This is a genomic window from Streptomyces chrestomyceticus JCM 4735 (assembly GCF_003865135.1).
Classification (GTDB): Bacteria; Actinomycetota; Actinomycetes; order Streptomycetales; family Streptomycetaceae; genus Streptomyces; species Streptomyces chrestomyceticus.
The window spans coordinates 334,032-353,138 of sequence record NZ_BHZC01000001.1; the positions used below are offsets into that span (position 1 = coordinate 334,032).

Sequence of the window (19,107 nt, forward strand, 5' to 3'; positions counted from 1 at the left end):
GTGGCCTGTCGCGCCGTCCCCCACGCCCATGCAGGGCACGGCGAAGCGTCCTTACGCCGTCCAGCCGTCTGCCGGGCGGTCGAACCACAGGTGGATCTGTCCCGTTCCGATCGAGTTCTCGTACGCGCTGTAGGCGCGCGCGGGCGCGGTCAGGCGGTCCTCGCCCAGGGCGCCCGCCAGCATCAGGTAGTGCCCGAAGCCCGCTTCGGGGCGGTGGGCGGCGAACTCGGGCATGGTGCGCAGCACGCGCGCGTGGTCGCCGCGCAGGAGCCAGGCGATCCGCTGCTCGTCGGCGGCCCGCGCCTCGGGGGTACGGAGGTGGGCCGGGTCGCTCGCCTCGTGGTCGCGCAGTTCGCGCAGCGGCCAGAACGTGTGGGACAGCGCGCCGGAGGCGATCAGCAGCACCTTGCGGTCCGGCAGTGCGGCGATGCCGTCGGCGAGCGCGCGGCCGAACCGGAGGTGGTCCTCGTCGTCTCCGGTCTGGCACACCCCGACGGAGAGCCACCGCTTGTCGGGCAGCCCCTGGCCCAGGTAGGTCCAGAGGTTGACGGTGGCGTAGTGAATGGGCAGGCACAGGTCGTCGATCGGGGTGATCCAGGTGCCGTGCTTGCCGGCGAACGCGGCGGCGGAGCGGGCGAGTTCGGGGTCGCCGGGGAAGTCGTAGGGCATCCGGCACATACCGCGCGGCAGTTCGTCGGAGGTGTAAAGCCCGGCCCTCCGGTCCTGCGCGGCGACGACGAATTCGACGGTGGTCGCCCAGTGCGAGTCCAGGACGACGACCGTGTCGTAGTCGAGCGTCTCGAAGACGTCCCGGCGCAGCCTGCGCAGCCCCGGTACGAGGCTGACCTCCCGTCCCCCGTTCAGCTCCCGCCGGCCCGCTTCGGGCAGGACGATGGTGGGGACGTGGGCGAGCAGACCGGCGCCGACAATCTCACCCATGCCGCTGCCACCCCTTCGGTGCCGTGACGGTGTTCTTGAGGTCGCAGTAGAAGTCGAAGCTCCAGTCGCCGCCCTCCCGCCCCATGCCGGACGCGCGGGAGCCGCCGAAGGGCGCGGCGAGGTCGCGGACGAAGAAGCAGTTGATCCAGACCGTTCCGGCGACGAGCCGCGCGCCGACACGGGCGGCGCGCTCGCGGTCCCCGGTGGCGAGGGTGGCGGCCAGCCCGTAGCGGGTGTCGTTGGCCAGGGCCACGGCCTCGTCCTCGGTGCTGAAGCTCTGGAGGGTGAGCACGGGGCCGAAGACCTCCTCCTGGACGATCTCCGAGTCCTGCGCGACGTCGGTCAGCAGCGTGGGCCGGTAGTACGTGCCGCCGGTCCGCTCGTTCAGTTCGGTGTGCGGGCCGCCGCCTAGGAGCGCGGTGGCGCCGTCCGCCAGCGCGCGCCGTACGAAGCCGTCGACCCGCTCCAGGTGCTGGGGGTGGATGGTGGGGCCGATGCCGGTGGAATCCTCACGCGGGTCGCCCTGGACGAGGGCGCTGGCGTGGTTCAGGAGGCGCTCCAGGAAGGCGTCCCGTACGGAGTTCTCGACGAGCAGCCGGGTCGCGGCCAGGCAGACCTGGCCCGCGTTGTCGTACTGCTCGACGGCCAGGTCGGTGGCCAGGTCGAGGTCGGCGTCCGCGAAGACCAACAGGGGAGACTTGCCGCCGAGTTCGAAGCTGGTGGGCACCAGGTTCGCGGCGGCGGCACGGGCGATCCGCCGCGCCGTGGGCACGGAGCCCGTGAAGCTGATGCGGCGCACGCCCGCGTCGGACACGAGGGGCGCGCCGGCCTCGTCGCCGTACCCCTGGAGGACGTTGAGGACTCCCGGGGGCAGCCCGGCCTCGGCGGCGATGTCCGCGAGGAGCGAGGCGGTGAGCGGGGTCCATTCGGCGGGTTTGAGGATCACCGGGTCGCCGGCGGCCAGCGCGGGGCCGATCTTCCAGGTGGCCAGCATCAGCGGCGCGTTCCACGGTGTGACGAGTGCGGCGGGGCCGGCCGGGTCCCAGGTCACGTGGTTGGTGTGGCCACGGGTGGCGAAGTCGTCGTGGCCGAGGGCGAGCAGGCGGTCGGCGAAGAAGCGGAGGTTGTGCGCCGCGCGGGGCACCACGCCACGCCGGTGGGAGCGCAGCAGCGCGCCGTTGTCCGCCGTCTCGACGGCGGCGAGGTCTTCGAGGCGCGCCTCGATGCCGTCCGCGACGGCGTGCAGCAGCCGGGCGCGCTCCCGGCGCGGCGTCGCGGCCCAGCCGGGGAAGGCGGCGCGGGCGGCGGCGACGGCGGCCCGGGCCTCTTCGGCGCCGCCCCGCGCGATCTCGGCGAGCGGTGTCCCGTCGATGGGTGAGCGGTCGGTGAAGGTGACGGTGGAGGCGCGGCGTTCGCCACCGATCCAGTGGCGGGTGTCGACGGGGACTCCGGCGACCGTGGCGGTGAAACCGGCGGTCAGGGAGCCCGGTGCGGGCGCGGGGAGAGCCATCACAGCCTCCAATTCGTTTGAGGCCAAACAAAATAGGCGGCCTCGCTCCAGGCGGTCAACCCCTTCCCCGGCGGCCCCTCGCGGCTATCATTTGATCCCAAACGTCATGCCGGAGAGTGGTACCGGAAGAGACGGGAGAGACGCGCGTGACACTCATGCCGGACAGCGCCACCAGCCACCGCACCTGGCTGCGCCGGGCGGACCGGTGGGAGCCGCCCGCCCGCCTCCGCATCGCGGGCACGGACGAGGACGGTTCGGGCCCCCTTCGGCGGCTACAAGCAGTCGGGCAACGGGCGCGACAAGTCCGTACACGCGCTGGAGAAGTACACCGAACTCAAGACGACCTGGATCCAGTGGTGAACGTGGTGAGCACCCCGCGCAACGGCGCCCGTCCCCTCATCGCCCTCCCCCAGCGTTTCTCCGCCTCGGCCTCGGCGCTGCGGTACGGCGCCGTGGTGACGGCGCGGGCGCTGTCGGAAGCCGTACTGCGTTCGGGCGGCGAGCCGTTCATGCTGCACCCGGGCCCGCCGGAGGAGGCGGGCGAGCGGCTGGCCCGCTGCGGCGACGTGGCACCGTACCTCTACGGCGCCGAGGTCCACGACAGGGTCTACGACGTCGACGCGGAGCAGGACGCGTTCGATCTCGCGGTGGCGCGGTACGCGCTGGCGAGCGAGCTGCCGCTGCTGGCTGTCTGCCGCGGACTCCAGGTCGTCAACGTCGCCCTCGGCGGAACGTTGCGCCAGGACATGGGCGGCCGGGGGTACGACCACCGGCACCGGGTTCACCGTGTCGCGCTCGCGGCGGGTTCGACGGTCGCGAGGGCGATGGCGAGGGCGACTTCGGTGTCTGTGGCCGTACCCGTACCCGTGACTGTGTCCAAGGCTGGGGAAGCGGCGAGGGAAGCCGTCAACGTGGAGGTGTCGTGCTATCACCACCAGTGCACGGACCGGCTGGGCGAAGGGCTCGCCGTCATCGGGCGGGCCGCGGACGGCACCGTGGAAGCCCTCGAACTCCCGGGCCGCCGCGAGTGGTTCGCGGCAGTGCAGTGGCACCCCGAGGACACGGCGGCCATCGATCCTGCCCAGCAGGGCCTGTTCGACGCGTTGACCGAGGCGTGCGGGAGGCGGTTCTCCTGAGGGGCGGCTCAGCTCCGGGAGGGGCGGCGTCCGCTGCGTCGCGGGCGGGGGTCGGCCCCGTCGAGGAGGGCGAGCCGCCGCTCCTCCCCGTTCTCCTCCGTCTGCACCACGATCTTCCGCAGCAGGTCGGCCAGCGTCTTGCACTCCTCGTCGGTCAGCCGCTCGGAGACGAAGACCTCCTCCGCGTTGAAGGCGGGAAACACCTCGGCCATCAGCCGCTCGCCCTGGTCCGTCAGCCGCAGCAGCACCAGGCGCCCGTCGGAGGGGTGACTGTTGCGTTCGAGGAGGCCCCGGCTCTGGAGGGTGCGGCACACCCCCGTCAAGGTGCCCTTGGAGATGCCGGCCTCCGCCGCCACGTGGCGGGTCTCCGTCTCGCCCCAGATCCACACGACCCACAGCACGACGAACGAGGTCCAGGACAGTTCGGCGCCCCGCAGCACGGAGTTCTCGAAGTGCTGTCGCACGGCCGCGGCGGCACGGTAGATGTTCGCCACTGCGACCATCTGTACGTGCCGGATCGGTGTGTCGCCCAGCTTGGCCTGTACGGCCTTCTCGGTCTCCCGGATGGAACGGTGCTCCGTCACGTCGTGTTCTCCCGTGTCTCTCGCCCTCGCCGGCAATCCCCTGCCGGGTTCCGTGCGCCCCCGTAAGACCGTTGCCGTTCGCGATCCTTACGGACTCAAACGATAACCCGCGCCGTACCGGCCCATCCGCTCTCCTCCGGAAGCATTTTTCCGGAAGCACCGCCCGCCACGGCAGCCGGAAGCACTTTCACGGCGGCCCGCCGGGGTCCCTGGGCCGGCTTTCTCCGCCGTGCCCAGCACACCGTCGCACCGCCCTCAGCGAAAGGGAGTTCCGCATGACCCGGCCCGATGAGCCAGACCAGAACGATCAGCGCGATAAGCCCGGCAAGGCCGATCAGTCCGGTCAGCCCGACCGGCCCTCCCCCGGCGCCCGCCCCGTCCTGCTCGTGGCCGGAGCGAGCAGCGGGATCGGTGCCGCCGTCGCCGCGCGCGGGGCGGACGGAGGGGCGCGCGTCGCCGTGTGCGCCCGGCGCGCCGGTGCGCTGCGCGAGGTCGCGGAGGCGTGCGGCGCGATGCCCTACGTGGCCGACGTGACCGTACGCGGTGAGGTCGACGACCTGGTCGCGGCCGTGGTGCGGGACCACGGCCGGCTGGACGGCGTGGTCGCCAATGCCGGAACCATCCGCCCCGGCGGCCTGCTCGAACTCAGCGACGAGGACTGGGACGCCACGCTGCGCACCAACCTCACCTCCGTCTTCCTGCTCGCCCGCGCGGCCCTTCCGCACCTGGCGGCCACGCGGGGCGCGTTCGTCACCGTGGGCTCCGTCGCCGGACTGCGCGCCGCCGCGGGCGCGAGTGCGTATGCCGCGTCCAAGGCGGGAGCCGGCATGCTGACGAGCGTCATCGCCGCGGAGTTCGGGCCGTACGGAGTACGTGCCAACACGGTCTGCCCCGGCTGGACGCGCACGGAGATGGCCGACGAGGAGATGCGGGAGTTCGGCGGCGGGCTTTCCTTGGACGCGGCGTACGCGCGGGCCACGGCGCTGGTGCCGCAGCGGCGCGCGGCGGCGGCCGAGGAGGTCGCGGACGCCGTGCTGTGGCTTCTCGGGCCGCGGTCGTCGTACGTCAACGGGGCGACGCTGACCGTGGACGGCGGCCTGACCTCGGTCGACGCGGGGCGGGTGCCGTTCGACTTCACCGTGCTTCCGCGGTGACCCCGTACCGCTGACAGGCACCGGCCGACGCGCCCGCGCTCCGCTCCAGCACCGTCCCCCCGTTCCAGCACACCCCCACCTGCCGGTAGTACGCCCCGATCGGCTCCGCGACGGCGAGGGCCGCCAGTTCCTCCGTGGGCGACTCGAACAGGTCCAGCTCCGCGTCCGCCGCCCACGCCTGGCCCGCCTCGAAGGAAGCGGCTCCGCTCTCGACCAGCTCGTCCAGCGCGAGTCCCGTCCCGTCGACCGAGGGCAGTACACGGTGGTGGGCCATCGGGTGGCCGTTCACGAAGCCGCCCGTCGCCGACGGTTCGCGCAGCGTGGCGACCACCTGTGCCAGCCGCCGGTCCCCCGCGGCGAGCGTCGCGCCGAAGACGGCGCCGGGCTCGATGCGGGGTGCGGGCCCGTACGGATGGGGCCTGGTCAGGTGGATGGAGCCGAGCTTCTTCGGGTAGCCCTGGTGGATCCCTCGGGCGACGGCGAAGTCCTTGTCGACCCAGATGTAGACGCAGCGCGAGTACGTACGGCCGCGGTAGCCGCAGCGGACGACCGCGAAGCACTCCTTGTACTGGCTGCGCACCGGGTCGAGCAGCTCCTCCTTCCCGGCGCCGCAGGACTGCCAGTCCGCCCAGATCAGCGCGACGGCACCCGGGTCCTCGGCGGCGGGGGCGAGTGGCTCGGGGAGGAGTTCGCGTACCCGGGCGGGGTCGGTGCGGTACTCGACGGTGAGCAGGTCGCCGGAGTAGTACCAGGGTGGGGGCGGGATCAGCGAGGCCCGGCCCGTGGCGGTCCTGGGCGGGAAGAAACCTCGGACGGCCGGGGCGGCGGGCACGTCGGACTCGGTGGGCACAGCGGACTCGGTGGGCTCGGTGGGCACAGCGGACTCCTCGGGTTTCCCGCTCGGCGTACCGGCTAGTCGTTTGGGCCCGTACGATATGCCGTCACCGCCGGATTGTCACGGGCGGGCCGGCCGCGCCGCCGATCCGCCACACCCTCTTGCGCGCCCCCCACCCTCTCCATATTGTTCGACCCCAAACGACATCCCGAGTGGGCCCGCGCACAGTCCCCGCAGGAAGGCTGGACAGGGTGAGCGAACAGAGCCCGGCACACAGCGACCAGGCCCGGCAGGCCGTCGCGGCACTGCGCGCACAGGACATCGACGTGGTGCGCGTCGTCTACCCCGATCTGCTCGGCGCCGACCGCGCCCGCGACATCCTCGTCAGCCACCTGCCGGCCGCCACGCGCCACGGCCTGGCGTTCTGCCGCGCGGTCTACCACACCAGCCCCCAGAGCGACACCGTTCCCATGCCGGGGGGCCTGTCGGCCGGGATGCCGGACATCTCGGTCCGGCCGGACCTGGACACCCTGCACCGGCTCCCCTGGGAGCCCGGCGTCGCCTGGTGTCTGGGTGAGGCGCTGGACCCGGCGACCGGGCGCCCGGCCACCGAATCCCCGCGCGACCTGCTGCGCCGCGTCCTCGACCGGATCGGCGCGGAACTGCACCCGGTGGTCGGCCCCGAGTTGGAGTACTACCTGTGCGAACGGGACGAAAGCGCCGTCACCGGCTGGTCGCCGTACGGGCGGGCGCCGGGCAACGTCTACAGCGCGGGGCTGCGTGGCGACCCCGACGGCCATCTCCTGCGCACGCTGCGGCACTTGAAGGACCTGGAGATCGGCGCGACGGCCGGGAACCGCGAGTTCGGCAGCGGTCAGTTCGAGATCAACCTCGATCATTCGGCGGCACTCGACGCCGCCGACCGCGCGTTCCGTTTCAAGGCGGCCGTCAAAGAGATCGCCCGCACCGAGGGACGACTCGCCACCTTCATGGCCAGGCCCTTCAACGAAGAGGGCGGCTCCGGCTTCCACCTGCACCTGTCGATGGTCGACCCGGACGGACGCAATGTCTTCGAAGGCCGTGACGAGGGTGACCCGCACGGCCTGTCCGCCGCCGCGCGGCACGCGACCGCCGGTGTCCTCGCCCACGCGCCCGCGCTCACCGCGCTGCTCAACCCGACCGTCAACTCCTACAAGCGGTTCGGCCCGGACAGCCTCGCCCCGTGGCTGATCGACTGGGGACTGGACAACCGCAGCGCCATGGTGCGCATACCGCCCGAGCGCGGCGACGGCACCCGCCTGGAACTGCGCCTCGGTGACGCCACGGCCAATCCCTATCTCGCCGTCGCGGGCGCGATCGCCGCCGTAGGACTCGGCCTGCGGGAAAAACGCGAGCCGCCCGAGCCGCTGGAAGGCTACGGCTACCGGGAGAACACCGCGGCGCGGCTGCCGCGCACGCTCACCGAGGCGCTGGACGCGCTGGAGGGCGACACGGAATTGACGGACATGCTGGGAGCCGATTTCACCCATTCCTTCCTCACGTACAAACGCAATGAAATCGAGCGGTTCCAGCAGTACGTCACGGACTGGGAGTTCAAGGAGTACGCCTTTCTCCTGTGACGGATCGCGTGACGGATTCCGCCTGCACCGGATTCCCTGTGCCACCCTCCTCGCCTTCTTCGCAAGGACGGCCCCATGACCACCGCTTCCACCACTTCCCGCGCACCCGAACCCCTGCCCCTCGACGCGGTCGACCTCACCGACCACGACAATTTCACCGACGGCGAGCTGTGCTGGCGGATGCTCGACACGCTGCGCCGCGAGGACCCCGTCCACTGGCAGCCGGAGGCCGCGCCCGGAAGCGGCTTCTGGGCCGTCACCCGGCACGCCGACATCGTGCGCGCCGGCCGCGACCCCGACACCTTCACCTCCACCCGGTTCACCAACCTCGAAGAGGTCGACGAGCGGCACCGCGAGACCCGCCGCTCCCTCCTGGAGACCGACGGACCACGCCACCGGGCCATGCGCAGACTGTTGCAGCGGCAGTTCACTCCGCGTGCCGTCGCCACGTACGAGGTCTTCCTCCGCGGGCTGACCGCGCGCACCCTCGACGCGGCGCTCGCCAAGGGCCGCTTCGACTTCGTCCAGGAGGTCGCGGCCGACTTCCCGATCAACGTCCTCGCCCGCATGCTCGGCGTCCCCGGGCACGACACCCGGCGGCTGATCGACTGGGGCAACCGCATCATCGGCAACACCGACCCGGACTACGCGGACGTCCTGCTCGGCACCGCGGAGAGCGAGCGCTACCGCGACCTGCCCTTCCGCAGCCCCGCGGCGCTGGAGGTCTTCGCGTACGGGCGGGAGCTGGCGGCGCGGCGCCGGGGCGCCGACGGCGACGACCTGGTGAGCCGGCTCGTCAACGGGACGCCGTCCGACGGGGTGCCGCTGTCGGCGCGGGACTTCGACAACTACTTCCTGCTGCTGGTCGTCGCGGGCAACGAGACCACCCGGCACGCCATCTCGCACACCATGCTCGCCCTGATCAACCACCCGGAACAGCGCGAGAAACTGCGCCGCGACCCGTCCTTGATGCCGGGCGCCGTCGAAGAGTTCCTGCGCTGGTCCTCCCCCGTCCACCACTTCCGGCGCACCGCCACCCGCGACACCGAGCTGGGCGGCCGGCGGATCGCGGAGGGGGACAAGGTCGTCCTCTGGTTCGCCTCGGGCAACCGCGACGAGACGGTCTTCGACGACCCGTACCGCTTCGACGTCACCCGCACCGCCAACGATCACCTCACCTTCGGCAAGGGCGGACCGCACTTCTGTCTGGGCAGTTCGCTGGCCCGGCTGGAGCTGCGCGTCATGTTCGAAGAGCTGCTCCCCCGCCTGTCCGACGTCCGTCTCACCGCCCAGCCCCGGTACGTCCGCTCCAACTTCGTCAACGGCCTCAAGACCCTGCCGGTCGAGATCACCTTGGCGTAGGAGCCGGTGGCGTCATCGCGTACTGCCGGAGCACGCTCCGCGGGACGACGGGCGGGAATCAGGAAAACCGTGCCGTGCCCCCGCCGCGATCGACAGGATGAGGGCATGGGTCATGAGAACGTGGGTCGGAGCCGGATGTGGCCGATCGTGGTGCGGCATCCGGAGGATCCGGTGGAAGCGGTCATGGAGGCCGACGCGCTCGACGCCAAGCTGCAGACCGCGGCGATACTGGTGCGGGGCCCGCTGTTCGGGGTGGCCGCGCAGGACGCCGGGCAGGCACCGCGGTGGCGGGTGGTGGTCGCGGTGGACGCCGGCTGCCCGCAGCAGGCCCGGGACAGCCTCAACTCGTTGCTGTGGCGCCGCGCGAAGGACGAGGCCCAGGACCGGGAGGAGCGATGCGCCCTGCTGGCGGCGGTCGCCCGGCTGGAGAGCGAACGCGTCGACGAACTCACCGTGCTCACGACCCGCTACCGGATCGTCCGTGCGGAGGAGTACGCGGGGACGGGGCCGGACGGCATCGAACAGCCCCGCCCGACCGACCCCGAACCCACCGTGCCCGACTGGAGCCGCAGCGCCAGGGATCCGATCGACAACGGCCTGCTGCTCGACCCCGAGGCGCCGGTCACGCCCACCCAGGCCGCGGAACGCCTGATGCTGCGCGGCCTGGCGTACAGCGGCGTCCGGTTCCCCGAGGACGTGCGCGCCGACTCCCGTAAGGCGCTGGAGACCCATCCCGACGTGATGCTGCTGCCCACGGCCTTCAGGGTCGTGGAGCGCAACGACCCCGGGTGGGAATCGAGCAGCGGCCTGCACGCCAGTGCGCACGCGGCCCGCAGGTCGCTGGACTTCGCCCTGACGTGGTTGCAGCCGCGCCTGAAGGGGCTCATCCCCTGGGAGGCCGACAACATGACCACCGACGCCCGGACGGTGACCGCCGAGGGCACCGACCCTGCCGCCGCAGAGCTGGCCGAGTACGTCCGGGCCGCCGACCGGCTCCGGTCCGAACGGGTCAACCAGGTCGAGGCCCGGGGCACCGTCCACCGGATCTGCCGTGCCCGCCGGCTGCTGCGCTGGGGCCCGGACGGGCCGGAAGCGGCACGCCCGTCGGACGCCAACAGTCATCCTCCGGAGCGGATGCACCCCCGTATCGATGAGGACGGCAACATCCATCACGAACAGGAGAACGACGCCCCGTGAAGGCCGGCCGTCCGGGACGCGCACCGCACTTGGCCGTCCCGGACGGCCGGCTCCGACAGCACCCGGCCGCGTCAAACGGCTGGCCTCACAAGAGCTGCGTCGGGCCGACGGCGGCTACCCCCACGTCCGGGCCTTCATCAGAAGATGGCCGTGGAGCAGGGACAGGTCGGGGTGGCACAGGCTGCCGTCCCGGGTGGCGAGGTAGAAGGTGTTGATGGGCGGGATCTCGGGCTCCAGCAGTTTGACGACCTCGCCCTGCCGGAGGGCGTCGGCCGCCAGGTAGGTGGGCAGCACGGAGATCCCGGCGGAGGACTTGACGGCGGCCAGCACGCCTCGCAGGTCCGGGATGACGACGGAGGGGGCCGAGGTGGGGCGTATCCCGAAGACGGTGAGCCAGTAACGGCGGATGATCGGGAGCGACTCGGCGTAAGCGATCAGCGGATACTTGTCGAGGACGGCTGCCGGCCCTTCCTTCATGATCTGCCCGGCCGGGACACCGTCGGCCAGTTCGGGTGAGGCGAGCATCGCGAACTCCTCGTCGACCAGCGTCACGGCGCTGATCCCGCGCAGCCGGGGCCGCACGGTCGACAGGACGAGGTCGTAGTCACCGCTCGTCAGACGGTCCAGGAGGTCGTCGGCGAGACCGAAGCGGAAGTTGATCCGCAGGCCGTCGGCGATGAGATCGCTGACCGCCGCCACGACCCGGGAGGTGATCAGCTCCGCCGGCCCGCCGACGCACAGCGGACGGCTGTCGGAGCTGCCGCCGAAGTGCCGCTCGACCACGCCCCCGAGGGCGTCGACCGGACCCTGCACGTCGCGGATGAGCAGATCGGCGGCGCAGGTCGGGACGACACCCTGGGGAACGCGTTCGAAGAGCACCTTGCCGAACGTACGCTCAAGATTGCGGACCTGGTGCGTGACGGTCGGCTGCGAAAGCTCCAGGCTCTGTGCCGCCTTGGTGAAGGAACCCAGACGGTAGACGGTCACGAACGTCCTGAGCCAGCTCAGTTGCACGACCATGCTCGGCGCCCCCCGCGCTTGCCCTGCTGATGCCTTCGTCCCCCGGAGCGGACTCGGCGGATGACTGGTACGGCCTTGCTGCGTGGTGATACATGGTGCGCGAGGACGCCGGGCTGGGCGTTGGGGGGCTGGCCGGGAGCCTCGCAGCTATGGTGCGGCACACAGGGGCGGCCGCGTCGGCGGCGGACGGGAAGTCGGTGCACCGGGCGACGAATATACGCCTACGGGACTACCTCCGCGTGCCCGGAAGCACGAGAAGCGGTCATCCCCGTACGGGCCCCTGTGACGACGGTGCGGGCGGACACCGAGGTCAGGCGGAGCCGGCCGCCAACTGCTCCAGTACCAGCTCGGCGACCCGTACGGCCGAGGCCGGGTTCTGGCCGGTGACGAGCCGCTGGTCGGCGACGGCGTGTGCGGCGAAGTTCGCGGCTTTGGTGATCTTCGCGCCGCGTTCGGCGAGCTTGCTCTCCAGCAGGTAGGGCACCACTTCGGTCAGCCCGGCGGCGGCCTCCTCCTCGTTGGTGAAGGCCGAGACCTGCTTGCCGTCCACCAGGTACGCACCGTCACCGAGCCGGACATTGACCAGCCCGGCCGGGCCGTGGCAGACCGCGGCGACGACACCGCCCTGCTCGTAGATCCCCGCGGCCAGCTCGGCCAGCGCCTCCGACTCGGCCAGGTCCCACATGGCGCCGTGCCCGCCCGCGTAGAAGATGACGTCGTAATCGGCGGCCGTCAGGTCACCGGGAGCGGCGGTGGTGGACAGGGCGGTCTCGATGTGCGGGTCGGCGAGGAAGTCGGCCTGCACCTGGTCCCCGGGGTCGAAACCGTCCTGCGGCGGCGCACCGCCCTGTACGGACACGAAGTCGAGGTCGTACCCCGCCTTGCGGAAAACGGCGGCGGGGTGGGCCACTTCGGGGAGGTAGAAACCGGTCTTCCGGCCGGTGTCGCCGAGGACGCCATGGCTGGTGAGTGCGAACAGGACCTTCTTGGTCATGACATTTTCTCCGGTTGATCGAGAGGTTAAGGATGAGCCGTCGGACGCGTCCGGCCCCCAACCGTTCGAATGTAGGCATCGGGGTGAGCTGGTCGCCAATAGCGCGACTCATGCCCCCCATAGAGATGTGAATGAGGTGGGAATTCTCCGGGATGTCCAGCCCTTGGGGCTTTGGACTTCGGGTGTCGGCGAGAACACCGGCGGATACAGGTGGCTGATTAAGGTCATCGCTCAGGGTGTTTCAGGAGCAATTCGGCCAGGCGGTCCCCGAGCCCGGCGGACGACTGCGGATTCTGACCGGTGACCAGTCGCCCGTCGACCACCACGTGCGGCGACCGGTCGGGAGCGGCGGAGAAGCTCGCGCCGGCCTCCTCCAGCGCGGTCTGCAGCGGGAACGGTACGACGTCGGCCAGTCCGCGCATGCTCTCCGACGCGTTCGAGAACGCGGTCAGTTCGCGGCCGTCCACCAGGTGACCGCCGTCCGAGAGCGTCAGGTCGACGAGCACCGCGGGACCGTGACAGATCGCCGCGAGGACCCCGCCGGACTCGTACACCTGCCGGCCGATGGCGTGCAGTGCCGGGTGCCCCCGGAAGTCCCACATCGTGCCGTGCCCGCCGACGTAGAGGACACCCGCGTAATCGCCCGGTTCCGCCTCCTCCGGGCGCAGCGTCCGGGAGAGCCGGCCGCCGCCGTCCGGGTCCGCCATGAAGGCCCGCTGCGCGGGGTCGGCGGGATCGTGGCCGACGACCGGCGGCCGACCGCCCCGTACGGAGACGAAGTCCACGGTGTGGCCGTCGGCACGCAGCCGGTGCCAGGGCACGGCGGTCTCTCCCAGATGGAAGCCGGTGGGAGTGCCGGTACGGCCGAGGACATCGTGGCTGGTCAGGACGAACAGCACTTTCTTCGCGGCGTTAATGGTCGGCATTACGGGCATGGCGCACTCCGGGTGAAGACGGCCACGGTGAGGCCGGCGGCGAGTGTGGCGAGGACGAGTACCGTCAGCATGGGCCGGTAGCCGAGTTGCGCGGCGGCGAGCTGCCCGGCCGACGCGCCGACGAACAGGACGAAGGTGTTGACCGCGCCCGCCGTCCCGCGCGCGTGCGGCGCGAGCTCGTGCAGCAGCCCGACGAGCCCCGGCGCGATCAGACTCGTGCCGGCCACGAAGAGCACGCTGACGCCGATCAGTACCCCGGTCATGGCGGCGGCCTGCGCCAGCAAGGCCAGCAGCAGTCCGGCCGCCGCGGTCAGGTATCCGGCGACGGCGAGTGTACGCGGCCCCTTGGCACCGAACCGCCGGTTCACCAGCGGCCCCGCCAGCAGCCCAACCGCGCCGACCGCCTGCACCAGCAGCATCTGGTCCGCGTCGTACCCGGACGTCTCCCGCAGCTCCCGCTCCAGTACCGCGCAGAAGGCGACGAAGCTCCCGAACACGGTCAGGGCGGATCCGAATACCGCCGCCGGCCCCTTGGTGCGTATGAGGCCCGACGCCGCCTTGGCGACCTCGCGGACCGAAGCCGCCGAGCCGACTGAGCCCGGCGGCAGCAGCCGCCACAAGAGCGCGGCAGCCATCGCGTACCCGATCGCCGCGGGCCAGAACGCCGCCCGCCAGTCAGCGTGCTCCGCCATCACCTGGCCGAACACCTGCCCGACGATGCCTGCCCCCAGTAAGCCGGTCGTGAGCAGGGAGAGCGCGAGCGGGCGCCGGGCGGCGGGCGACCGCTCGGTCACGTGGGCGAGCGCGGCGGGAGCGAAGGTCGCGGCCGTGAAACCCTGCAGGACGCGGCCGGTCAGGAACCAGCCGTAGTCCGGCGCGGCGGCGGTCAGCGCGGTGATCACTGCCGTGGCCAGGGCACCGATCGCGAGGACGGGCCGCCGTCCGACCCGGTCGGACAAGGGACCGAAGACCAGGAAGCCGAGGGCGTAGGCGAAGGAGAACGCGGCGCCGGTCCAGGCGGCGGACGCGGCGTCGACCCCGTAGGCGGTCTGGATACGGCCGGCGATCGGGATCGCGAGGTAGAGCTGCGCGGGGATGGCGAAGGCCATCGCCACCAGCAACGCGAGCTGAACGGAGAAGGCGGGCCGTCGGCGGTGCCGGGGAGTGGGACGGGTGGGGCGAGTGGCGGTGAGCATGCGGGTCCTCTGGAAAGAGCCGAGCGGTTGGGTGAGACGGGGCTCGGGCGTTCGGGTGCTCGGGCGTGCGAATGTTGGCCGGCCCCGTACCGGGCCGGAGGCGCCCCTGGGGCCAGCACCAGCGCCCCGTCGGCGCAGTCCTCCTCACAAGTCGGCCACCAGGGCGCTCAGCTCGCCCAGTTCCAGCCCTTCGATCCCGTGCCGGGCCGCTTCCGCCCGATGCTCGGGCGTCTGGTACCCCCACTGCGCCCATCGGGCCCGGACGCCCACCGCCGCCACCTTCCGTACGTTGGACAAGTTGTCGTCCACGAACGTCACGGCGTCCAGCGGAACGCCCCGCCGCGCGCACGCCTCCTGAATGGCTGCTGCCTTGTGGCGACACTCTCCGAAGACCTCGGCCACGGTCTGTTCCAGTCCGTGCCGCCTGAGGATGGAACGGACCGAGGGCTCGTCCTTCGCCGTCACGATGACCACCGCCCCGGCGTGCCGCAGCAGCTCCGGCACGCCGGGATACAGCGTGTGCAGCCCGAGCCAGAAGTCCGGCTCCGCCGCCCGGAACCACTCCCGCGCCTCCGACGCCACCGTCGTGAACCGCTCGACGCGCTCCCTCGGAAGCGAGCCGAAGAGCTGGTCGAAGTCCGCCTGTGAGGTGATGCCGTCCGCCTCGGGCAGATGCGCCACCAGGAAGTGGTCCAGCAGCCGCGAGTAGTCCCGCACCGCGCGGAACCGCTCGGTGAACGCCCCGGGCAGCCGCTCCAGTTGCCCGGGGCCGGCCACGCTCCGGTCGTGCGGACGTTCTCCGAGCCAGGTGACCAGGGCGCATTCGTCGAGGGCGTCACAGATGACCCCGTCGAAGTCGAGCGCGAGCAGGCCCGTGCGGGTGCCGGGCCGGCCGGGACGGTACGGGTCCGTCCCGACGACGGCGTGGCGGTCCATCAGGCGCTATCCTTCTCCGCGATCTTCTGCGCGGTCTCGAACACGGCACGCATGAACGCCCCCATGTACCCGTAGTACGAGCACGTGATGATGTTGCCGTCCACGATGACGTCGCTCTCGACCACCTCGGCGCCCGCGTTGACCACGTCGTCGCGCAGCCCGATGTACGCGCAGGCCTTCCGGTTCCGCAGCACGCCGGCGCTCACCATGATCCAGGGCCCGTGACAGAGCCCCGCGACCACCTTGCCCGCCTCGGCCATGCCCGCCACGAAGTCCAGCACGCCGCGGACCTGACGCACCCGGTCCGGCGCCTCGTGACCGCCGGTGAGGATCACGGCGTCGTACAGGTCCACCGACAGGTCCTCGTAGGCGATGAGCGGCCGCGCCGTCTTGTCCATCGGCAGCGGGACACCGTACTTGCCGGTGGTCGCGTCGCCGTTCTTGGTGGCGATGTCGACGTGCCAGCCCTCTTCTAGAAGGCGGTAATAGGTGAAGACGACATCATGGTCCTGGAAACCCTGACCGGTGACGATGACAGCACTCTGCGACATTACTACTCCCCCGTGACTCTGCTTGTCTTTCTGCTTACCGCTTTCCGCTTACTCGACTACTTCGCCGCTCGCTTCCGTCAGGCGGTCTTGGCCCGTGTGGTTGCGACGCTGACGCACAGATACTGCATGTCGGTGTGCACCCGCCGGGCATCCTCCGGACGGCCGGTCAGGATTTCCAGGTCCGCATAGACGGCACCGGACACGCAGAGCGGAATGTGGAACAGGTCCTCCGCCCGCCGCCGGTAGAACACGTCCATCCCGGTACGCAGTTCGAACCGGAACCGCCCGTCCGGGGTGCGCGCCCGCATCCGCGTGTGCGGAAAGGACAGCACCTTGCGCATCGGGTGCTTCGACGCGTCGAGAGAGTTCGACTCGTACGCCGTCCCGGCCCGGTTGTAGTCGTCCTTCAGCCGCATCAGGTCGAACTTGTTCCGCGGCGACTCGACCTCGATCAGTTCCAGCGGTTCGTCCCCCGCGTTCCGCGTTCCGTGGAACGCCCCGGGCGCGATCCGCACGATGCTGCCCTGCCGGAGCGGAATGGACGTGCCGTCCAGGCCCGTGGTCACACCCTGGCCGCCCAGGCAGAGCAGGTACGTGAGCTTGCGCGGGTGCAGATGGACGGACGTACCGTGCGGGGCGTCGATGTGCAGCGCCCAGCAGTCGAAGAGCTCGTCCACGTAGGCCCGGTACTCGTAGCCCCAGGGCTTCGGAATCACCTCGTCCAGGTGCGAATCCTCGTCGAACTGCTCGTTCCCGAAGCGGGCTCCGCTCCGCAGCAGCCGCTTGAGTTCGGCGATGTCCGCGGGCCCCGCGTCCAGGCGGACGATCCGGTCCTGACCGTCGCCGGACGTGTTCTGAACGATAGTTGTAGCAGGCGTGATCGCCATAGCTGTCTTTCCCCCGTTTACCTGTCGCCAATTACCGAAAGCCCCACTTGCGGGCAGCACGGCAATCTCAGCGCCTCAACTGAAGCAGCGACCGCAACGAAGGGCAAATAGGAACTTCTGGCGGGGGCCATGAAGTTTCCTTGTTGACGGGAATCTGATGTTCCGGCATCCGCCGCCACCAGGAACCCATAACCGAATAGTTCGAGCCACGCCGGCCACCAAACGGCCAAGTGACCAGAAAATATTGCACCATCAACGACTACTTACCATGCATCCAGGCCCCGGAAAGCGACAACCACCGGACAACAATCCATCTCGCGACCCGACCGACCCGACAAGACCGCACAGAACCTCCCACCGACCGGCACCGAAGTCCCGGCGGCGGTCGCCGACCACGCGACAACACGGGCCGAGGCCCGCCGGCACCGGCCGCATCTACCGTCACACTGGAGGTCAGACGTCACGCAGGTCCCGCTGACACTCATCACGCAGGCGTGGCCGCGGCGCACACCCCGCCAGGCCGCGAGTGCGGGGCCAATCAGCCCCCAGCAGGTTCCTGCCTCTGCCGCCAGCTCTGCTACGTTCATTTCGGACCAACCAAGGTCAACCAAGGTCCACAACAACGCGACTTCGGCCGCCGATCACCACACCAGCATGGTTCTTTGCGGGGCGGAACAGCTAGTCGATATGCACCCATTTGCGAGGTCAGCCGGAATCAGCGAAATTCAGGAGAATCCGCCACGCCGCCTGACAACACCGCTGGCCATGGCCTGTGGTTCCCGCGCGAGCGGGGGTGGTCCCAAGGCGTACTTGGCCGCGCTGAAGAACATCGAGTGGTTCCCGCGCGAGCGGGGGTGGTCCTGGCAGCAGCGATCACTCGACCGTCGAGCAGCAGTCGTCCCCGTACAAGCGGGGTTGATCCCGAGCCTCACCCTCTCTCAGCGCCTTCGCCCGGTACTGCCGCGCGCGAGGCGCTGTCCCATGGCCTCTCGCCTGAGCCCCAAAAGGCCGTCATGGAACATCTCGGCGACGCAGACAGACAGAAGCCGAAGCACCCGCCCCTCGCCCCGATGCGCCCGCAGCGTGATCGCGGCTGAATTCACATCGGTGTTGCGCATGACGAGGCGTCCCGAAGGAGCAAGAACCGTTCGGCAACTGCTGGAGGCCGGCGCGTGTTCGCGGCATCGCCACCGGCGACATGGATCTCCTTCGCCCACGCACGGGAAGATTGACCATCCGCGATCCCGAGCTCCCGCCCCCCTTCTCATTTCCGGTCGGCGTGGTGTGCGCGCCGAATACCGACGAGCACACCAGCGATCACCAGGAATATTCCCGCGATTTCCAGCGCGGACGGAACGCGCTCCGTGACGAGGAAGACATAGGTGAGGCCGGATACGGTCTGGACCACGATGAGCTGTCCCGCGAGCGACACCGGCAGGAGGGCCGATGCCCGGTTCCACAGCGCCGTTCCGAACCAGGTGACGAGGATTCCCAGGATCAGGGTGCCGCCGAGCAGCATCGGCCAGGGCGCCTGGGGCGGCACTGTCGGCTGACCTGTCGCCCACCAGACGGGAAGCACGAGAAGGCACAGCGCGAGCGTGGCCACTCCGATCATGTTCGACCACTGCACCGGCGAGACGTCCGGGTGGTCTTTCATGAACCGGGCGTTGGCCACGCTGTACCACGTCCACAGGGCCACGGCGGCGACCGCGCAGCCGGCTCCGAGAAGCTGATCGGCCAGGGAACGGCCCTTTGTCTGCGACCAGTCCCACTCGGTGGCGTTGACGATGAGGAGACCGGTCAGAATGACGCCCAGCGGCAGGGCGATCTGCCGGAAAGGGTATTCACGCCGCAGCCGGTTTCCGTAGAGGGACACCGTCACCGGAAGGGTGCCGATGACCGTGGTGACGACCGGTCCGCCGGCCAGCGCTATGCCCTGCGCCATGAAGAAGTAGTACCCGACGTTGCCGGTGACCGCGAAAAGGCCCGCATACGTCCATACCCGCATGCCGTGCCCGGTGTTCCGGTCGCGTGCGAGCAGTACGAGGACAAGCGACAGGACGCCGTACCACAGGTACCGTCCCAGCGTGATGACGGCGGGGTGGAAGGCGTGCAGGACCACCGGCGCCACGTCCGCCAGGCCCCAGGAGAGGTTCGCGGCGACGGCGAGCGGTATGCCGCCGTGCCCCCTCGCGTGCCGCTCCGTCCGCGGCGGGCCGGAGAGGCGGGGGCGCAGGCTCACGGGTGGCCGG

At 70.7% G+C, this 19,107-nt stretch carries 17 protein-coding genes and 1 pseudogene; 6 read left to right on the top strand and 12 right to left on the bottom strand.

Features of this window, described 5'->3' with window-relative positions; all coding sequences use genetic code 11:
- Window positions 1-51: 51 nt before the first annotated feature.
- Window positions 52-939, bottom strand: coding sequence for a DODA-type extradiol aromatic ring-opening family dioxygenase (locus EJG53_RS01435; RefSeq protein ID WP_125043158.1), 888 nt, complete (start codon window positions 937-939; stop codon window positions 52-54).
- Window positions 932-2,449, bottom strand: a complete 1,518-nt coding sequence (locus tag EJG53_RS01440) for an aldehyde dehydrogenase (protein WP_174856351.1) — start codon at window positions 2,447-2,449, stop codon at window positions 932-934. The genes EJG53_RS01435 and EJG53_RS01440 overlap by 8 nt, the downstream gene beginning before the upstream one ends.
- A gap of 258 nt (window positions 2,450-2,707) precedes the next feature.
- On the opposite strand from EJG53_RS01440, the pseudogene EJG53_RS01445 reads away from it, so the two are divergent.
- Both EJG53_RS01445 and EJG53_RS01450 read left to right on the top strand, forming a co-directional pair.
- Window positions 2,708-2,809, top strand: a pseudogene (locus EJG53_RS01445) (aldehyde dehydrogenase family protein); the annotation flags it as partial.
- A gap of 5 nt (window positions 2,810-2,814) precedes the next feature.
- Window positions 2,815-3,585 (top strand): gamma-glutamyl-gamma-aminobutyrate hydrolase family protein, encoded by a 771-nt coding sequence (locus EJG53_RS01450; RefSeq protein ID WP_125049092.1) that lies wholly within the window; start codon window positions 2,815-2,817, stop codon window positions 3,583-3,585.
- 8 nt (window positions 3,586-3,593) lie between these two features.
- Here EJG53_RS01450 and EJG53_RS01455 read toward each other — a convergent pair whose 3' ends face one another.
- Window positions 3,594-4,169 (bottom strand): MarR family winged helix-turn-helix transcriptional regulator, encoded by a 576-nt coding sequence (locus EJG53_RS01455; RefSeq protein ID WP_030019726.1) that lies wholly within the window; start codon window positions 4,167-4,169, stop codon window positions 3,594-3,596.
- A gap of 275 nt (window positions 4,170-4,444) precedes the next feature.
- Here EJG53_RS01455 and EJG53_RS01460 point away from each other — a divergent pair, with 275 nt between their 5' ends.
- Window positions 4,445-5,323, top strand: coding sequence for an SDR family NAD(P)-dependent oxidoreductase (locus tag EJG53_RS01460; RefSeq protein ID WP_125043160.1), 879 nt, complete (start codon window positions 4,445-4,447; stop codon window positions 5,321-5,323).
- On the opposite strand, the gene EJG53_RS01465 is transcribed toward EJG53_RS01460, so the two are convergent.
- Entirely contained in the window at window positions 5,304-6,155 is an 852-nt protein-coding gene (locus EJG53_RS01465; protein ID WP_125049093.1) for an acetoacetate decarboxylase family protein, read from the bottom strand. The genes EJG53_RS01460 and EJG53_RS01465 overlap by 20 nt on opposite strands.
- Window positions 6,156-6,409: 254 nt before the next feature.
- On the opposite strand from EJG53_RS01465, the gene EJG53_RS01470 reads away from it, so the two are divergent.
- The 3 genes from EJG53_RS01470 (at window position 6,410) to EJG53_RS01480 (ending at window position 10,336) form a co-directional block, all read left to right on the top strand.
- Window positions 6,410-7,777: a glutamine synthetase family protein gene (locus EJG53_RS01470; protein ID WP_174856352.1), complete on the top strand. Its 1,368-nt coding sequence runs from the start codon at window positions 6,410-6,412 to the stop codon at window positions 7,775-7,777.
- A gap of 75 nt (window positions 7,778-7,852) precedes the next feature.
- Complete coding sequence (locus EJG53_RS01475; RefSeq protein WP_125043162.1) at window positions 7,853-9,139, top strand: cytochrome P450; 1,287 nt, start codon at window positions 7,853-7,855, stop codon at window positions 9,137-9,139.
- A 105-nt stretch (window positions 9,140-9,244) separates the two neighbouring features.
- Window positions 9,245-10,336, top strand: coding sequence for a DUF5954 family protein (locus EJG53_RS01480; RefSeq protein WP_244954914.1), 1,092 nt, complete (start codon window positions 9,245-9,247; stop codon window positions 10,334-10,336).
- Window positions 10,337-10,450: 114 nt separating this feature from the next.
- Here EJG53_RS01480 and EJG53_RS01485 read toward each other — a convergent pair whose 3' ends face one another.
- The 8 genes from EJG53_RS01485 to EJG53_RS01520 all read right to left on the bottom strand — a co-directional run bounded on the left by EJG53_RS01485 (window position 10,451) and on the right by EJG53_RS01520 (window position 19,097).
- Window positions 10,451-11,356, bottom strand: coding sequence for a LysR family transcriptional regulator (locus EJG53_RS01485; protein WP_125043164.1), 906 nt, complete (start codon window positions 11,354-11,356; stop codon window positions 10,451-10,453).
- Between the two features lie 310 nt (window positions 11,357-11,666).
- Complete coding sequence (locus EJG53_RS01490) at window positions 11,667-12,350, bottom strand: type 1 glutamine amidotransferase domain-containing protein (protein ID WP_125043166.1); 684 nt, start codon at window positions 12,348-12,350, stop codon at window positions 11,667-11,669.
- Window positions 12,351-12,574: 224 nt separating this feature from the next.
- Window positions 12,575-13,276 (bottom strand): type 1 glutamine amidotransferase domain-containing protein, encoded by a 702-nt coding sequence (locus tag EJG53_RS01495; RefSeq protein ID WP_125043168.1) that lies wholly within the window; start codon window positions 13,274-13,276, stop codon window positions 12,575-12,577.
- Entirely contained in the window at window positions 13,276-14,481 is a 1,206-nt protein-coding gene (locus EJG53_RS01500) for an MFS transporter (protein WP_125043170.1), read from the bottom strand. Before EJG53_RS01500 ends, EJG53_RS01495 begins: the two co-directional genes overlap by 1 nt.
- A 144-nt stretch (window positions 14,482-14,625) precedes the next feature.
- Complete coding sequence (locus EJG53_RS01505) at window positions 14,626-15,417, bottom strand: HAD family hydrolase (protein WP_125043172.1); 792 nt, start codon at window positions 15,415-15,417, stop codon at window positions 14,626-14,628.
- A complete protein-coding gene (locus tag EJG53_RS01510; protein WP_031000525.1) occupies window positions 15,417-15,968 on the bottom strand; it encodes a type 1 glutamine amidotransferase domain-containing protein in 552 nt (183 codons plus the stop codon). Before EJG53_RS01510 ends, EJG53_RS01505 begins: the two co-directional genes overlap by 1 nt.
- A gap of 77 nt (window positions 15,969-16,045) precedes the next feature.
- Window positions 16,046-16,855 (bottom strand): cupin domain-containing protein, encoded by an 810-nt coding sequence (locus EJG53_RS01515; RefSeq protein ID WP_125043174.1) that lies wholly within the window; start codon window positions 16,853-16,855, stop codon window positions 16,046-16,048.
- 1,264 nt (window positions 16,856-18,119) lie between these two features.
- A complete protein-coding gene (locus EJG53_RS01520; RefSeq protein WP_125043176.1) occupies window positions 18,120-19,097 on the bottom strand; it encodes a DMT family transporter in 978 nt (325 codons plus the stop codon).
- Window positions 19,098-19,107 lie beyond the last annotated feature (10 nt).

Coding starts and splice junctions, on each gene's coding strand:
- EJG53_RS01435 (WP_125043158.1), bottom strand. CDS start 939: ATGGGTGAGATTGTCGGCGCCGGTCTGCTCGCCCACGTCCCCACCATC.
- EJG53_RS01440 (WP_174856351.1), bottom strand. CDS start 2,449: ATGGCTCTCCCCGCGCCCGCACCGGGCTCCCTGACCGCCGGTTTCACC.
- EJG53_RS01460 (WP_125043160.1), top strand. CDS start 4,445: ATGACCCGGCCCGATGAGCCAGACCAGAACGATCAGCGCGATAAGCCC.
- EJG53_RS01475 (WP_125043162.1), top strand. CDS start 7,853: ATGACCACCGCTTCCACCACTTCCCGCGCACCCGAACCCCTGCCCCTC.
- EJG53_RS01480 (WP_244954914.1), top strand. CDS start 9,245: ATGGGTCATGAGAACGTGGGTCGGAGCCGGATGTGGCCGATCGTGGTG.
- EJG53_RS01485 (WP_125043164.1), bottom strand. CDS start 11,356: ATGGTCGTGCAACTGAGCTGGCTCAGGACGTTCGTGACCGTCTACCGT.
- EJG53_RS01490 (WP_125043166.1), bottom strand. CDS start 12,350: ATGACCAAGAAGGTCCTGTTCGCACTCACCAGCCATGGCGTCCTCGGC.
- EJG53_RS01495 (WP_125043168.1), bottom strand. CDS start 13,276: ATGCCGACCATTAACGCCGCGAAGAAAGTGCTGTTCGTCCTGACCAGC.
- EJG53_RS01500 (WP_125043170.1), bottom strand. CDS start 14,481: ATGCTCACCGCCACTCGCCCCACCCGTCCCACTCCCCGGCACCGCCGA.
- EJG53_RS01505 (WP_125043172.1), bottom strand. CDS start 15,417: ATGGACCGCCACGCCGTCGTCGGGACGGACCCGTACCGTCCCGGCCGG.
- EJG53_RS01510 (WP_031000525.1), bottom strand. CDS start 15,968: ATGTCGCAGAGTGCTGTCATCGTCACCGGTCAGGGTTTCCAGGACCAT.
- EJG53_RS01515 (WP_125043174.1), bottom strand. CDS start 16,855: ATGGCGATCACGCCTGCTACAACTATCGTTCAGAACACGTCCGGCGAC.